Source organism: Sorangium sp. So ce1335, assembly GCF_051521615.1.
In the GTDB taxonomy this organism is placed as follows: domain Bacteria; phylum Myxococcota_A; class Polyangia; order Polyangiales; family Polyangiaceae; genus Sorangium.
Window position 1 is genome coordinate 11,762,628 of sequence record NZ_CP150363.1, and the last position, 15,348, is coordinate 11,777,975.

Sequence of the window (15,348 nt, forward strand, 5' to 3'; positions counted from 1 at the left end):
CAGAGCTTGCCGGAGCGATCCATGAAACGACTGCTGTCTTCATTCGCGCTTGGTCTCTCGCTGTTGCCTTCGCTCGCGCGCGCCGAGGAGGTCGAGTGCGTTCCTGCGAACGAGACCGCGCTCCGCGCGGAGGTGGGGCGCCTCGTCTCGGAGCTCAAGATCGCGCAATACCGCGCGGACATGGCGCTCCTCGAGGACAGCTTCGGCGAGCTCGAGGAGCTCGTCGGCGCGAGGGGGAGGTGCCCCGAGTCCATGACGGCGCGCGTCTGCGACGCCGAGTGCTTTTACCAGCGCGCGAACGTCTATCGCTTCCGCGCCACGGGGCTGCCGCTCCTCAACGCGAAGGGGGCCACGACCCCCGACGATCCGCTGACGAGCCCCGCGGAGCTCCTCGCGCAGGCCACGGCGGGGCTCGAGATCGTGGAGCAAGGGATCGCGCGCCTCCCGCGGCAGGCGAGCTCGGGGACGGGCGAGGAGCAGAAGAACATCGCCTTCAACCAGTATCTCAAGGCGATGGCGCAGCTCGTGGGGCTCAAGGCGAAGCTGCTCGTGGCGGCGGGCGACGTCTGGTACCGCGAGGCGTCCGTCGCGCGCCTCGACCACATGAGCTACCTGGTCGGCGAGGCGCTCGGCGACGCGGCCGCGGCGGACGGGGACAAAGGGAGCGAGTACTACAAGGCGGCCACGTATTACGATCAAGCGTTCTGGCTCGTCCTCGAGGCCAGGAGCTCGCTCCCCGATCGGGACCTCTTCACCGCCGAGCTCGCGACGCTCGCCACGATCGAGAAGGACGTGACGCTCCGCCTCGACTCGGTGCGCAAAGGCTACCTGTACGTCAACATCGACCCCGAGGATTTCCCGCTCGTCAGCATCGAGCGGATCGGCCAGCAGCTGCGGATGCAGGAGGCCGCGATCGAGCAGCAGGACCTGAACATCCAGAACCTGCTCGAGACGTGGGCGCGGAAATACACGGATCTTCAGAACCAGAAGTTCGACATCGCCAACATGAAGCACTCCCGGGCCATCGAGCTCGAGGTGTACAAGATGGCGCAGCTCCAGGACATGGCCGAGCAGCTCAAGAACGACGTGCAGCAGAAGCTGAGCGCGCTCCAGAGCGACATCTCGACGTTCGAGCTCCAGCAGAGGATCCGCGTGCTCGAGCTGGCCTTGAAGCGCGAGACGAAGGAGCTCGAGAACCAGATTGTGCTCCTCCGGGGCCAGCGCGAGCAGGATCTCCTCGCGCTCGACCAGGACGCGGTGCGCGAGCAGATCGCCGAGATCCAGTTCAACATCGACATGACGCTCGCCGCGTTCAACTTCGAGATGCAGCGCGACGGCCTCGAGCTGCAGATCGACGAGCTCTTGAACCGCGTCGCCTCCGACGACAAGGAGCTCCAGATCGTCGACAACCGCAAGGCGCAGATCGAGCGGCAGATCGCGCTCGAGCAGAAGCGCATCGAGGGCTCCGAGATCATCACGAGCCGGCTCCGGACCTCGCAGGAGACGGTGTTCGAGTCGATGCGCGTCCCCGTCGTGCACCAGATCTGCTCGATCGACGCCGAGCTCGCGTTCTACACCGGGGCGGCGCAGGGGTTCGCAGATCCGATCTCCGGGGCCTCGTGCACGAGCCCGCCGCCCGTCGAGACGCCGAAGCCGGAGCTCATCGACGAGATCTGCCTGGCGCGGAAGGAGCTCTCCACGAAGACCAAGGAGGAGATCGAGAAGATCAGGGCCTGCATCGACGGCTCTGGCACGAGCTGCTCCACGAAGGACGAGAACCTGAAGCGGGTCGCGGAGGAGCTCTACAACCAGAACCTCAAGATCTTCGATCACCAGCGCGCCATGTGGCAGAAGACGATCGATCAGATCAAAGAGCGCATGGCGGCCCTCGACCGCGCGATGGCCGAGCAGAACGGCCTCGACGCGCTGAAGGGGACAGCGCTCGCCCTCTCGGCCACGGCGGGCGTCCTCGCGGCCATCCCGGACGGCGACACGGGCATCATGGGCATCTTCCCCGTCAAGACGTTCCGCATCGCCGAGGCGCTGGCGGCGGCGGCGAAGGTCGCGGCCGACACGGCCGCGAACGTCTACGAGTGGCAGTTCGGAGAGCTGCAGTTCGAGGAGATGATCGCGCAGGAGAGGCACGAGCTCAACGTCCGGGCCGAGGAGCTCAGGCGGGAGATCAACGCTCTCGACATCCACAAGCTCATCGAGGAGTGGACGAAGAAGCGGGCGCTCGCCGAGATCTCCGTCCAGCTCGCGGAGCTCGACAAGGAGGTCGTCGAGATCACCGGCGACGAGAAGATCCACGCCATCCAGTGCAGGCTGGACCGGGGCGAGATCGCGGCGACGGTCGCCAAGCTGCAGGCCGACCGCGCGGCGCTCGTGGCCGATCTCCAGACCAAGTCGGACGAGTCGGCGCTCGTCGACTTCGACATCGACGAGCAGGAGAACGTGCGCGAGCAGGCCCAGATCGAGATCCAGCGGCTCACCCTCGCGCTCGGGGAGCTCGACATCGAGGCGAGCAGGATCCTGCAGGACAAGCAGAACCTCCTCGCGATGAAGTCGTCGATCGAGGCGCAGATAAGCCGGATCAGCCACTACCAGGGGAAGGTGCACGATCTGGAGGGGCACTACGACGCGACGCGCGAGGTGCTGAACGACATCCGGGAGAAGATCCGGCAGAACACCATCAACATCTCCGAGGGGCAGATGGCGTTCCTCGCGTCGGTCATCGAGGACGAGAGGGCGGCGACCTTCGCGCAGATAGAGGACCTCCGGCGGCAGATCCGGATGGTGGAGGAGGCGAAGGATCTCGAGCACGAGATCCTCGCCATCGAGCGGGAGATGCGCGACGCGGTGCTGGAGAGCCGCACGCGCATCATGGGGCTCGTCGAGATGGCGCCGGTGAACCAGGCCGCCGAGGTCCTCTTCTGGGACTTCGAGAACATGCAGGCGGAGCTCACGCGCGGAGCGAGCGAGTTCCTCGAGGCCAAGCGGCGCGTCGTCGAGAACGTCAACTTCACCTACAACCTGTACCGGAACCGCTACAACGTGCTGAGCGACTTCGCCGGTGACGTCGGGCACCTGTCTCCGGACAGGACGTTCATCGGGACGGCGGCGGAGCTGGACTCGTTCCTCAGCGACTGCGGGGCGCTTGGCACGAGCGAGGTCTGCCGGCCCTCTTCGCTCGCCTGGAGCTCCGAGACGATGGCCGGCAGCGTGGCCGAGTTCACGCTGGAGAAGACGAGCGGGCTCGTGTCCGAGCTCCTCGAGAACGGGCGCGCGCGCTTCGAGATCTCGCCCTTCGCGCGCTCGCAGGAGGATAGCCGGAACCTCGGCAACTTCGTCCTCTGGGACGAGATGACGATGAACGAGCGCGAGCCGATGCGCCTCGTGCACGTGCTGGCCGGGGTCTCGAGCTCGTCGTGCCGCTCGCAGCAGGTGCAGATGACCCACCTCGGGTTCGGGACCGTCTTCTCGCGCCTGTCGAAGGACAGCCCCGAGATCGTGCCGAGCCTCCTGGTGAAGCGGCCGGTCACGGCGCTCATCCCGGTGTACGGCGGCTCGGACATGGATCTCATGAACGACGAGTACCTCCGCTTCCGTCGCGGCCCGTACACCGCGGAGGGGCTCGAGCGGCGCCTGACCGACGGCCTGATCCAGAACGCGTATCCGTTCGTGGGGCACCCGCTCGTGGGGACGTACGAGATCACCGCCGACGAGAACCTGGTTCGCTGCCTGAACGAGGGGGCTCCGTCGTTGAAGCTCGGGTTCATCTTCGTGCGCAAGCCGGTGCGCTGACGTTCGTGCGCGGGCCGGCGAGCTGAAGCGTTACATCTGACGAGAGAAGGAGTCTGTCCGATGGTTCGACAGGATTGGGCGTCCTGCATCCCGCTGGTCGTCGCGGCGGTGTTCGCGACGATCCCGGGAATGAGGATCGCAGCGGCCCAGGTGGACGACGAGTGCTCGCGCAACCTCGCGTCGTGCGACCTGCAGGAGCGGAAGACGCACCTCAGGGCGCAGATCTGGTCCGGCCGCTGCGATCCGTCGCAATGGGACGCGCTCCCGCGGCAGGGTTATCCCTTCGAGACGGTCGATGGAGAGCTGAAGGTCAAGGTGGGGCCGCGCGCGCCGGTGCACTTCCTGAACGGGGTGTGCGAGGCGCACCGCCCGGACGGCGACGTCGACCACGGCCTCCACGAGCTCGAGAAGGCCGTGACCGTGGGGCTGCTCCCGTCGCAGAGGAACGCGGCGGCGCTGCTCGAGGGGCTCCTCCACTGCAAGAAGCTCGCGCAGCTCGACGATCGGTATCAGGGCGAGCTCACCACGAGGCTCGCCCCCCGCGAGGCGTTCTGCATGCACCGGGGCATGGCCAAGGCGAGCTTCACGCGCGTGCGGTGGGAGGGGCTCGAGATGAGCTACGACACCTCGGACTTCAGCCTGACGGGGCACGCCGAGAGCATGGCGCAGTGCTATGCGGACTACCTGCACGGGGGGTACGACGCGACGTGCGGTGTCGTGTCGTCGCCCTCGCCGGCGGCCATCGACGCGGCGGCGGAGGCCGTCTCCAGCGACATCCTCGCGGATTATTTCGGCACCGCGACGGAGGACGCCCCGCCCGGCGACAGGGCGGTCCCGCCGCTCAAGGCGATGCTGGCGCGCAAGATCGAGATGGCCGACAGCTCGCTCCGGGACTCGGCGGCGCTGCTCGGCGGCCTCGTCCAGAAGAAGGACCTCCTCGTCAGCTCCTACCAGGGATTGGCATCCATGTTCTGCCTCCCGGGGAGCGAGACCACGGGGCTCTGCTCGGGGCCGCTCCCCACGGCGGTGACGCGCCTCCACGAGGGGTACGAGCGCGCGGTGCTGCGGAGCCAGACGATCCTCGACTTCGTCGATCGCTGGGTCAGCGGCCTCTACGAGTACCAGGGCAAGGACGTCCGCGTCGAGCTGCAGAGGAGCCATGAGGGGCTCCGGGACATGCTCGCGCGCGCCGAGCTGCCGGCGGTCCCGAACGAGATGACCCTCCTCCAGAAGCTGGATCTCATGAAGCGCGACATGGCGCTCCTCGCCGACCGGACCACGGTGGAGAACGACATCCTGAAGCGGCAGTGCAGCATCTACTTCTGCGAGATCCGCAATCGAAACCGGACGTTCTTCACGAACGCCTGCAACCAGATCGACGCGACCGCCGGCCGCCCGGTGAAGGACGTGAACAAGCTCTGCGCGGCGGACGTCGCGGGGACGGTCGTCTCCGGCACGCAGACGGCCGCCGCGCTGTGCAGCGGCGTGGGGCTCCCGGCGGCGTACGTCTCCAACACGGCGATGACCGCGAGGGCGGTCGACACCTGCATGAGCGAGTTCCACCCGTGATCCCACGTAGCGAGGCCAAGTTGAACACGCGAAGATGGTTGTGGGCGCTCGTCCCCGTCCTTGCGAGCGCGTGCGGAGGAGATGCGGGCGAGCTGGTGACCACGAGCGAGCACGCCCTCGCCGCCGCGAAGCCGACGCTGTTCCGCTACCGCGCGACCGGCGCCGCGGGCTCGGAGATGCGGTACGCCGCCGAGCTGCCGCAGGAGGACGGGACGACGATCGTGCTCCGCCTGGAGGGGTGCCTCGAGGAGCGCGCCGTGCGCGAGCTCTTCGGGGTGAGGCGGAGCGCGATCGCCGAGAGGACCGACGTCGTCATCGACGCGACGACGCCGATGATCGCGTGTCCGGACCGGATCGCCGCGGACGCGAACGTCTACGCGGAGCCGAGGACGCACGGGCTGTCGCGCCTCGAGTACCGGCTGGACGGCGAGCCCCCCGAGGGCGGGCCCGGGCGCTACTTCGTCATTCCCAACCGCTGCGGAGGGCTGATGAAGCACCTCGGGATCGCCGAGCGCGCGCGGCGCGCGCCGGCCCCTCCCCTGGGGAGCCCGGGCTGGACGCCCGAGCCGGGCGCCGCGCCGATCCACCTCTCGTGCGCGAACGAGCGCGCGACCGAGCCCTACGACGGCTGGGAGGTCCACGCGGCGTGGTTGCCGAGCGTGGAGTTCCGGTGGATGGCGCTCGTCAAGAAGGGGGATACATCGTTCTTCGTCGAGTCGCTCGACGGGCGGCCCTACAACGACCTCACCGACGCCGAGCGCGAGACGGGGCTCGCCGGCCTGAGGAAGCTCCTCGCCGTGCCGAGCTCCTGGGAGTCGACGGTCGTCGTCCCGGAGGACGAAGAGATCCAGCCCGACATGCCGTTCTTCGACGTGTGCCTGGAGCGGTGCGGCGCCGCCGGCTGGGTCCCGGCGCACAAGGTCCTGATAGACGGCTATCTCGAGTGCGAGAGCGGCGCGCTCGATCCGGGCACCGGCGGGTGCCTGGACGGGGAGCGAAGGGGCTATACGGACCGCCTCGAGCTCGACGGGACGACGAGCCGGCGCGCGCCGCTCGGCGGCGTCGTCCTGGATCTGCCCCTCTGCGCCGCGGGCGAGACCTGGGAGCGCCATTTCGGCCTCGCGGGCCGCGACAGCGGCGGGACGTGGATGACGCGGCTCATCGCGGCCTACAACGCAGGCAAGAGCGAGGGCGCGGCGCCCCGCGCGGTCTCGCTTCCGTGCCTCGTGCCGGAGCGCACGTGCTCGGTCACGCTCCGCGAGGGCGCGGATCTGTCGACAACGACCGTCGCCACCCTGACGCGGAACTGCGCTGTCGACGCCGAGGCCCTGGAGGTCCGCGTGGGAAAGCGCGCCACGGTGAGCCGTCCGCCGTTCACCCTGGACACGGCGGCGCTCCCCGCGCGGATGCGCAAGGTGCGCATGGTCGGCGAGCCGGAGGGATCGAGCATCACCGTGGCGCAACCGACCTGCGGATTCGGCACGAGCACGGCGTGCACCGAAGCGCAGCCGGCCATCCTGGTGCAGGGCGATATGACGGTCGATCTCGAGCACCTCCGGCTCGTGTCGCGCGCCCCCACGGGGAGCACGGCGGGCCCGCCGGCGCCGCTCGCGCGCGTGGGCGTGCAGGCGTCGGGCAGCGCTTCGCGAGGGCTCGTCCTGCGGGTCCGCGACGTGGTGATCGGCGGCGACACCGCGCCGGTGTTCTACAAGGGCATCGTGTTCTCGGGAGGCACGCTCGCGCTCCACAGCTCGAGCGTGCGGGCCTTCACCGACGGGGTGTCGGCCGACCGGGCGCGCGTGTCCATCGTCTCGTGGCCGGTCGCCGGGGGCCATAGCATCGAGTCGCTCGCCCAGCCTGGGCTCACGGCGGATGACCTCGTGGATCTCCGGGGGCAGTGGCTCGGGGGCTCGGTCGCGAACTTCCGCGCGCTGACGCTCAGCGCCGATGTGCAGGCGTTCGTCGTCGGGATGCGCGTGTCGGGCCCCATGGCGGTGGCGTGGAGCGACGACCGCGCGACGTGGTCCGAGGATGGGCTCCTCGCCGTCGACAGCACGTTCACGAGCACCCCCGGCTACTTCGATCGTGAGTCGGTCATGCTCTCCGTGGCGGGCAGGGGCCAGCTCAACTTCGTGAACTCCAGGGTCGTCAACTTCGGACACGTGCTCCGCTGCCCCTCGCGGCTGTCGGGAGGTACGGCGAAGATCATCTTCGACAGGCCGGAGTTCGACGAGATCACCTATGGCCTGAGGCAGGGAGCCTGCACCGTCGAGTCAGCGACGCTGTGGGATCCCACGGGCGAATAAGGCGAGAAGGACCATGACCAAGAGAAAGAGAATCGTCGCCGCGGCCGCGGCGGTGGGGATCGTGTCGCTCGCGCTGTCGCTCGTGGTCGTCGTGCTGCGCCGCGCCGAGGTCGACCGGGGCGTCGATCTCGAGCTCGCGCAGTCGGTGAGCGCTGACTTCGGGGCGCGCGTCGAGGAGCTCTTGAAGCCTTACCTGGAGGGGCAGCCGGGCGTGCGCGTGCGCGTGACCTACAGGCCCCGCGCGGCCGAGGAGGGCCTCTCGGGGGCCCGGGGCGCGCACCTCGTCCTGCGCCCTTTCGAGCCCGCGGAGGCGGACAAGGTCGCGCCGCTCTTCGCCGCGGACTACGCGGTGCTCGCCTACGACCGCGGCCGCGTCGCCGAGCCGCCGGGGAGCTTTCCGGATCTCGTGACGCAGGCGCTCGCGATGAAGGCGAAGGGGGAGGTGGCGTATGGCCTGGCGCTCCCCGAGGAGACCCATCCCCTCCTCCCGTTCTTCTCGGACGTCTTCTGGCCTGCCGCGCCGCCGCGAGACGCGGCGGCGACAGCGAAGGAGGTCTTCTCGCTCCTCGGCGATCTGCGCTTCACGTACGGCCTCTCGCCTCACGCGTGCACGTCGGAGTGCGCGGCGCGCCTGCTCGCGGAGGGGCAGGTCCCGTTCGCGGTCGTCGGCGAGTGGCGGATCCCCGAGCTCCGGCGCGCGCTCGGCGAGCGCCTCGGCGTGGCGGCGCTGCCGTCGCTCTCGCGCGGGGGGCCGCCGCTCAGGAGCGTGCGGCGCACGTACGGCGTGGAGCGCGCGCCGGCGCTGAAGGATCGCGAGGCGGGCGCCGCGGACGGGGTGATGGCCTACCTCCGCGGCGACGGGCAGAAGCGCGTCTTCGCGGCGCTCGGGAAGCTGCCTTTGTCGGAGCCGCCGGGCGCGCAGGGCGGCGACGCGCAGGCGCCGGCGCGCGCGCAGGTGGAGCAGGAGGGCGCGCTGCGCGCGCCGGCGGTCTCGGTGGGCTGGGCGAGCGTGCGCGCCACGGAGGCCGCCCTCGCGCCGCTCTGGGTGGAGTTTGCCGACGGGCGCATCGGCGCGGAAGGAGCCGCGCGCGCGCTGGTCGAGAAGGTTCTGGGGATTCCCTCACCGAAGGAGTGAACGAGCAATGCAGCGAAGAAGATTATGGTCCGGCGGATTGGCCTTCGTGCTGATCGCGTGCGGAGGCAACAACCCAGAGGACGACGTGACGAGCGCCGGAGAGGCGCTCTCGAGCCAGCCGTCATCGGCGGCAGCGTCGCCCAGCGATCTGTCAGAGCTGGGGGCGCGGCCGGCGCTCGGCGTCACGGTCGCGCCGGATCGCGGTGAGCTCTCGGCGAGCCTTCCGTTTCCCACCCTGCCGTCGCGCGCATCCTCCGATGTGAGGGTGGCGCTGTCGTATGGGGCAGCGGCCGCCGACCTCTCGGAAGGGTTCGGCGTGGGGTTCAGGTTGAGCGTGCCGTCGATCGAGATGACGACCGACCTGGGCGTGCCCTACCGCGCTCGCCTGAGCAGCTCGCAGGACGTGACGGCGCGCCTGTCCCTGGGCTCCGAGCGTCTGGTCTGGGTGAAGACGGAGACGGTGAGCGGCAAGACGAGGATCGAGTACCGGCTCGACGCCTCGGAGACGACCGTTCGACTTTACCGGTATCCGCAGGGCGGGACCGTGGCGATGCGCGGCGCGTCGGGCGCGCTGGAGAGCGTGGCGTTCACCGGGTTCGAGGTCGTGTATCCGGACGGCCGGCGGGAGATCTACAGCGAGGAGCCGACCGTCGCGGAGGGGGTGGTCACCTCGGGGTTCTTCCCGACGCGGTGGCCGCTCGTGCACGCCATCTCGCCGACGGGCGACGCGGTGTCGTACGAGTACACGAAGGCGGGCGAGCGCTCGTATCTCAGGAGCGTGCGGTTTGCCGGCGGGCGCTCGGTGTACACGCTGGAGTCGGTGCCGCGGACCGACGGCCGGGTGAGCCACGTGATGGGCTATCCGCAGGGGCCGGGGCGGCTGTACACGAAGCTCGTGGCGAGCTTCGACGGCGAGCCGATGCACACGTGGTGCTTCGTGCACGCGGCGCACGGCGAGCGCGGCGCGGAGATCGTGACGCACCCGGATTGTCAGGCGCTCGCGAGCGAGGACTTCGCGTCGGACCGGCAGCGCGTGGCGGCCGCGCTCAGCGCCGAGAGCAAGCTTCTGGGCGTGTACCGGTTCGGGCGGAGCCAGGCGCCCTTCGATCGGTCGACGCCGGCCGAGCCGCTGATCCGGCTCCGGTACACGGCGTGGGGCGCCGACGACCTCTCCGGCCACGAGCTGGTCTATGACATGGACGTGCCGGACGTCTCCGGCTTCGGTCCGAGCGGCGGCTCGGAGCTCATCGACATCAACTCCGACGGCCTCGCGGACATCGTGCGCTATTCGGCGCGCGAGGGGACGAGCGTTCCGTCGTACAACAGCGGGGATCTCGCCGAGGCGAGCCTGTTCACGCCGAGCAGCGCGCCGCTGACGGTGGAGCGGACGATCGGCGGGGTGTCGCGCCGCGAGGTTCCCCGGTTCGACGAGGCGGCGCAGTCGACGAGCGTGTTTCTCTCGGGCGACTTCGACGGTGACGGTCGGACGGACCTCGTGCAGGCGACTGCATCGGGGACGCGAACGGAGCTCGCGCACCATGCGGGCCGCGCGGACCGACAGCGACCGTTCGCCGCGGCGCCGAGCTCCACGGTGGTCGACGTCGAGCTCTCGCGGTTCGCGCGCGGCCGCACGCAGGCGGTGGACCTGAACGCCGACGGCAAGGCGGACCTGCTCACGACGGTGGCCGGGTCGACGGACAGCACGTGGACGGCGTTCATCAACGTGACGGAGCCTGGCGCGAGCGCGCTGTCGTTCAAGCCGCTGGTAGGGCTGACGTTCCCGTTCCGGCAGGGCGCCGGGACGGAGCTCGACAACCCGGCGTATCGCTTCCTGGACGCGAACGGCGATGGGCTGACCGACTTCGCGGTGATCCGGTCGAGCGGAGCCGGCGAGAAGGGCATCTGCGTGTACGAGAACCGGGGCCAGGTGGCGGCGTACCCGGCAGGCTCGTCGTCGGTGGCGAGGCTCCAGGCGGGAGCGCTCCTGTTCGGGGACCCGAGCGCGAAGGACCCGGTGTGCGCGCAGGGCCGGTTCGTGTCGGTGCCTGGGCTCTCGGCGAGCCAGAACATCAACGCGATGTGGCTGATCGACGTCAACGGCGACGGGGACATGGACCTTGTCAACGTGACGGCGGTGGCCAACGAGCTCGGCGTCTGGCTCGGACGAGGGGAGAAGGGCTTCGCCGCGGAGCGGCGGATTCCGCTCGACGAAGGGGTGTCGGTCGATCCGGACAACAAGTGGAACACCCGTGTCCTGGACATCGACGCCGACGGCCTGGAGGAGATCCTCGTCTACGAGCCGAGCGCGGGCGGAGGCCGGATCAAGGTCATCGACTTCAACCGAGACGGGGTGAAGAACCTCATCGGCCCTGACCTCCTGTCGGAGGTGGAGGAGGGCCCAGGCCTGAAGCACGCGGTGCAGTACGCGACGAGCACGGACGAGCTGATCCGCGACGCGCGCCGCTTCGGCCGGGACGACGCGCGGGTGCGGGCGCTGCCGTATCCGGTGACGGTGGTGAAGCGGCACCTGACGGCGGTGGGCGCCGAGGCGCCGCAGGTGCGCGAGCTCCAGTACCACGCGCCGTACTTCAACGAGCGGGAGCGCGACTTCGCCGGCTTCGGGCAGAGCGAGGAGCTCGATTACGGAGACGACAGCTCGGCCAGCGTCGTTCGCCGGCGCGTCTATCACGTGGCGTCGGCGGCCGCGCCGGTGAGGCGCTTCTTCGCCGGCAAGCTGCGCACCGAGGAGTCGTTCCACCCGCGGCTCTCGGGCGCGCAGGCCGCGCGGATCGCGGCGAGCGCGAGCCTCGGGCCGAGCGGCATCGACGAGGTGTCGCAGACGGCGGAGACCTGGAGCGAGGAGCCCTACGAGGTGGCGTCGCTGCTCGCGGTGCACGAGGAGAAGTGGGCCCTCGTGCCGGCGGCGCCCGGGCCGAAGACGCCGGCGTTCCTGCAACAGGCGAGCATCCGGGACGCGCATTGCGGCGAGGCGGGCTGCCCGCCCGCGTGCGTCGCGGGGCCGTGCGCGGAGGCGGCGACCGTGACGCAGACCTTCACGTACGACACGACCTACAACCGGCTCGTCCGCCAGGAGGAGTCGGCGACCGCGGTCGCCGGGCCGAGCGGGACGCAGGTGCCGGCGCGGCGCCACGTGAACACCTTCGCGTACGACGCGGGCTGGGAGGCGCGCGGCGTGCTCACGGCGGTGCGGGAGCGGTCGCTGCTCTCGGGGGCGTCGGGGCGGGTGCTCGACAGGACATCGTACGACTACGGCCCCGACCTTCCACTGCCGATCCGCGCGACCCGGCCTCTCCTCATCGACGCAGAGGCGCTCGCCGCGCTGCCCGCGGCGGTGCGGGCTCCGCTGGAGGCGCCGCGCACGGAGGCGAAGGCGTTCCGCTACGACGTGTTCGGCAACGTGGTGGAGGCCTCGGACGCGCTGGGGCCGCTGATCGCGAACATCTATGACCCGACCGGCGTTTTCGTGGTCGAGACGCGAAACGCGCTCGGTCACGCGACGCAGTACTGCTACGGTACGACGGGCTGCGCGCTGACGGCGCTCGCCCCGGCGGCCGAGGGCGTCGTCCCGGCGCGGAGCCCCTGGCCGACGCACCTCCGGACGCCGCAGGGCGACGTGGTGCTCAACGAGGTTGACGCCCGCCATCGCCTCGTGCGCGTGGCGCACGCCAGCGGTGCAGAGAGCCGCTATGCTTACCGCGACGCTGGCGCGCAATCGCCCGCGCTGGTTCACATCGTCGTGAAGGGGGCGGAGGCGGGGCGCGCCCCCGTCGAGCGCCTGGCCGCCTTCCGCGCCGACGGCCTCGCCGTCGGCGAGGCGGTGGCGCACGAGGCGGGGGGCACACGCATCGTCTCGTTCACCCGCCACGCCCGCCGCGGCGAGCTGATCTTCGACGCGCTCCCGTACTCCAGCGAAACGTCCGTCGATGAGGCGTTCGACGCGGGTCGCTTCCCCTCGCCGCCCGAGGGCGCGGCGCGCGGGGAGACCTCTGTCTACGACGGGCTCGGGCGCCGAGCGATCCGCACGGACGCGACGGGCCTTGTGACGCGCGTCACCGTCGAACCCTGGGGCCGCCTCATCGAGCGGGACCTCGGCGCAGGGCAGGGGGCGGGCCGCGAGACGCGGCGCGAGGTCGCGCGCGACAACGAGATCTACGCGATCGTCGACGAGCTCGGGCAGGTGCATCGTTACGAGCGGGACGAGAGCGGGCGTCTGCGCGCCATCGTGCTCGCGGGCGCCGAGGCGCCGCGCCGCGTGGCCCACGACTCGACGGGCACCGTCGTGATGACGTCGCTCCCCGGTGGCCTCACGCGGCTGTGGATCCGTGACGCGCGCGGGCGCGTGACCGACCAGCGCACCTGGGACCGGGCGTTCCAGGTCTCGGAGAGCGTCGAGACGACCTATGACGCGCTCGACCGCCCGATCTCCGTCTTCACGTCGTCGTCGTCGCGCCCGGGCGGCTGGGACGAGATCGAGCTCACCTACGACGGCCGCGACGGGGATCCGGCGCAGCCCGAGCTCATCGGGCGCCTCGGTGAGGCGACGATCCTGGACCGCGTGGGCGGGCACCGCGTGCACGAGGCGTTCGCCTACGATCGCGACGGTCGGGTCACGGGCCGGCGGGTGACCTTCGAGGCCGAGGACGCGCGCCGCCAGTATGAAGAGCGGTTCACGTACGATCTCGACGGGACGCTCGCCTCCTACCGCGATCCGTTTGGCAGCGTGTTCGCCTTCGCGCGCAATCCATCGGGGGCCCCCTCGTCGATCGCGTGGTCCGCTGGCGGGCGCGCGGCTGTCCCGCTCCTCGCGGACATCACGTACAGCACGCGCGGCGATCTCGCGAGCTACCGTATCCCGCAAACGGGGCTTCACCGGCAGCTCACCTATGACGCGAGCACGGGGGAGCTCGTGCAGCTCAAGGCGTGCGCGGGCGATGCGTCGTGCGCGGGCGGAGCCTTCCAGGACGTCGCCTACGACCGTCGCGCGGACGGGCGCATCATCGCCGCGCGAGAGGCATCAGATGTCGCGTCGTACGAGTACGGCGCCCGAGGCGAGCTGACCAGGGCTGTCGTGGCAGGCGTGACCCACACCTACGAGTACACGCCGTCCGGCCAGGTCGCCGCGCTGAACGAGGGGGCTGAGGCGCGCCCGTTCGGCGTCGAGGCGGCAGGCGGCGGGCTGCCGCTTCCGGAGGGGAGCTCTGGCGAGCTGGATGCGTTCGGGCGCCTCGTCGCGTTCGGGTCGTTCCGCCACGCCGAGTACGACCCCTGGGGGCGCCTCCGGCGCGTCGAGGTCGACGGCGGGGCCATCGTCTACGGCTATGAGGTCGCCGGCGATCGGGTCTCGAAGCGCTCGCTCCGCCGCGAGGGAGAGCGCGAGGTGCCGGGGGCGCTCGTCGTCTATCCCACGAGGACGACGAGCGACGACGGCGTGGAGCGCCAGAGCCTCGTGCGCCTCGGCGATCGGCGCGTCGCGCTCGTCGTCAACGAGGCGCGCGTGCTCGCGCTCGTCGACGATCAGCTCGGGGCCGTGCGGCGCGCGGTCGACGAGCGTGGCGAGGTGGTCCTCTCGGTCGATCCGACGCCGTTCGGGACGCTCGCAGGGGGGGCCGGGGACGCGTCCTCGGGCCTCGCCAGCACGGAGATCGTCCTCGGCTTCACCGGCCAGCTGCGCGACCCTGACACGGGGCTCGTGCACATGGGCGCGCGCGAGTACGTCTCGACGCTGGCGAGCTTCGCGACGCCGGATCCGTATGCGCTCGCGCGACCGGAGTTCTGCGTGGACCGGCTGATGGAGTGCCACCCGTACACGTACGTGGGGCACGATCCGGTCAACTTCACCGACGAAGCGGGCCTCATGGGCAATAACAGCAGCAGCAACAAGAAGGGCTCGTCATCGTCGGGTCACCACGGCTCGAGCTCGTCGAAGCACAATTCGGGCGGCGGCTCGAAGAAGGGCTCGGGAGGGCATGGTTCAGGCAAGCGGCGCTCGCAAGATTCATCGTCCGGGTGGAGCTCGCACGAACGAGAGAGGCTCGACGCGGAGCTGGCGCCTCTGGCGCAGGATGGCAACTATGCCGAGGCCGTGAGGCAGGTAAATCAATGGCTCGATACGCTTACCAATGCCGGGCTCAGCGACCGGCCGGCTACGCTACTCAGGCGTGAAATTCGTGACAACAGGGACTTCAGGAATCGTCTGTCGAACACGTTCACGCTGGGTGAGCACGTTCAGGCGCAGCACGCAGAGGTCGAGATATTTCAGCGGGAGGTGAATCAATTTGATTCGCTGTCTCGGGCCATCGCGAATATCGATCCCAGGATCAGGGGTCTGATGTCCTACGCGTTCGCGCAGCGCCTCCCCGAGCCGGATGTCGACTCGACAAATCCGTTCGAGTGAGCGCGTCGCCGGCCCGGTCGTATCGCCAGGGGGGCCGAGGGGCTCCCCCGGCCCCGGGGCCGGCACGCCCCATCGCGCGGTTCGTACGACGGTACCCGCGCTGGTGCCGGTGACATCGG

The 15,348-nt window shown here is 70.3% G+C and carries 5 protein-coding genes; all 5 read left to right on the top strand.

What is annotated here, in order from left to right; translation table 11 throughout:
- Window positions 1-21 precede the first annotated feature (21 nt).
- The 5 genes from WMF24_RS44005 to WMF24_RS44025 are packed head-to-tail and all read left to right on the top strand — an operon-like array spanning window position 22 to window position 15,229.
- Window positions 22-3,804 carry a hypothetical protein gene (locus WMF24_RS44005; RefSeq protein WP_437733464.1) on the top strand — a complete coding sequence of 1,261 codons (3,783 nt, stop codon included), beginning with the start codon at window positions 22-24 and terminating at the stop codon, window positions 3,802-3,804.
- A gap of 60 nt (window positions 3,805-3,864) precedes the next feature.
- Window positions 3,865-5,373 (top strand): hypothetical protein, encoded by a 1,509-nt coding sequence (locus tag WMF24_RS44010; RefSeq protein ID WP_437733465.1) that lies wholly within the window; start codon window positions 3,865-3,867, stop codon window positions 5,371-5,373.
- A 20-nt stretch (window positions 5,374-5,393) separates the two neighbouring features.
- The gene (locus WMF24_RS44015) at window positions 5,394-7,679 is read left to right on the top strand and encodes a hypothetical protein (protein ID WP_437733466.1); all 2,286 of its coding nucleotides are present in this window, start codon (window positions 5,394-5,396) and stop codon (window positions 7,677-7,679) included.
- Between the two features lie 13 nt (window positions 7,680-7,692).
- Complete coding sequence (locus tag WMF24_RS44020; RefSeq protein ID WP_437733467.1) at window positions 7,693-8,814, top strand: hypothetical protein; 1,122 nt, start codon at window positions 7,693-7,695, stop codon at window positions 8,812-8,814.
- Between the two features lie 46 nt (window positions 8,815-8,860).
- Entirely contained in the window at window positions 8,861-15,229 is a 6,369-nt protein-coding gene (locus tag WMF24_RS44025; RefSeq protein WP_437738928.1) for a toxin TcdB middle/N-terminal domain-containing protein, read from the top strand.
- Window positions 15,230-15,348 lie beyond the last annotated feature (119 nt).